Here is a 1,915-nt window from a genome sequence, read left to right as displayed (position 1 = left end):
ATAATTTACCATCTTGAACAATACTATTAATATCGATTAAATGGCTTCTTTCATGCTTTCCGCTCATGTCACTCCCTGAAGAATAGTGAGAGATTGCTATGTCTTTGCCAGCAAAGTCTTGATCAATCTGCCCTAAATAATTGAAACTTATTTCTGGCTGGATGTTTAACACTTCCACTTCGGAGAAATCCGACAAGTACTTTAGAATACCATAACCAATCCCCTTATTTGGGATACTTCGAATCTGCCTTTTCGTTGTTTGAATGGCGGCAGCGATCGATTCCGTTGAGTCAACCTTTAGTGAAAGAGGATACATACTAGTAAACCAGCCTACTGTTCTCTTAATATCAAGATTAGGAACAATCATTTCTCTCCCATGGCCCTCTAAACTTACCAATATATCATTTGATCCTGTCCATTTGTTAAGTGCCAGTCCTAATGAGCTTAAGAGTAAATCATTTATCTCTGTATGGTAGGCTGCAGGTGCTGTCTTGATAAGACGATCCGTATCTTCTTTTGAGAGCTCTAAATGAACCAAATCAGTATCTGCAATCAGGTTAGACTCTGAATGGAAATCTACCGGTATCTTCGGATATTGACCGCCTAATGCCTGTTCCCAATACTCTTTTTCTAAGCGTATTTCTCGGTCCATGGCATATTCGGATAGCGCTTCTGCCCAGTTATTGAAAGAGTCTGTTTTTGGAGGGAATACTATAGGCACCCCTCTTAACGCCTGTTCATATCCTGTTTGTAAATCTTCCAAAATTATTCTCCACGAGATACCGTCCACCACTAAATGATGGATCACAATTAATAAATGATCTTCATCACGGCAACGGAATAAACCAGCCTTTACGAGAGGGCCTTTTTCAAGATTTATACTTTGTTGGATCATCTCGGCTTTTTCCTCAATCAATTGCTTAGGATTGCTATTTTCCGCAATATCGATAATTTCCAGACTGAACCGTTCTCCTTCCTTAGCAGAACGGTTCCTTCCTTCAAAGCCGGAATCTGAATCCAGATATACCATTCTAAGGGCATCATGATGTTCCACTAAGCTAGTCAAAACATTTTGCAACAGGTTCACATCAAACTTTGGAGAGCGCTTAAGCATCACACTCTGATTAAAGTGGTGTGAATTTTCTCTGTGATGATTTTGGAAGAACCAGTGCTGAATGGGGGTTAGTTTACTCGTGCCCATGACTTCACCTTGGTCAGCCTGATAATCTATTTTTTCTACTTTCCTGCTTAATTCTGCAATTGTTTCATAATGGAACCAGTGTTTCATTTCTAAGTGGTAGCCGTGTTGAGCAAGCTTTGTACCCACTTGAATCGATTTTATCGAGTCGCCCCCCAGCTCAAAGAAACTATCATATACTCCAAGCTGCTCCACACCAAGAACCGCTTTCCAAATATCAACTAATAGCGACTCTAGTTCATTTCTTGGTTCTACTTTGCTCGTTTCTTTCTCCATCGCCTGGAATGGATCAGGCAAAGCCTTTTTATCAAGCTTGCCATTAGATGTTAACGGGATCTCATCCACAGCTATAAATGCCGAAGGAATCATATATGCCGGGAGTTCTTTAAGAAGCTCTGCTCTAATTTTCCCCGCAGTTACCTCTTGCCCGCCTGCATAATAAGCAAAAAGCTGTTTAGCACCTATTTCATTCTCTCTAACTACTACAGTCGCCTCTTGAATCGAGTCAATACTTAATAAACAAGCCTCAATTTCCCCTAATTCAATTCGATGACCTCTTATTTTCACTTGCTGGTCGATACGATCTAGATATTCAATGTTTCCATCGGAGTTCCAGCGGACTAAATCCCCTGTTTTATATAGCCGGCCTGCATACCAGCCTGCGTCATAGATAAATTTATCATTCGTTAAACTTGGCTGGTTAAGATACCCATCGGC

1 protein-coding gene is annotated in these 1,915 nt (G+C 40.7%); it reads right to left on the bottom strand.

Features of this window, described 5'->3' with window-relative positions:
- Positions 1–1,915, bottom strand: a 1,915-nt coding sequence (locus AC52RT_RS02570) for a condensation domain-containing protein (RefSeq protein ID WP_495539297.1), incomplete at both ends; no start/stop codon positions are given.

It is taken from the genome of Peribacillus sp. (assembly GCF_059453735.1).
This window is presented reverse-complemented; position numbering and strand designations above follow the sequence as displayed.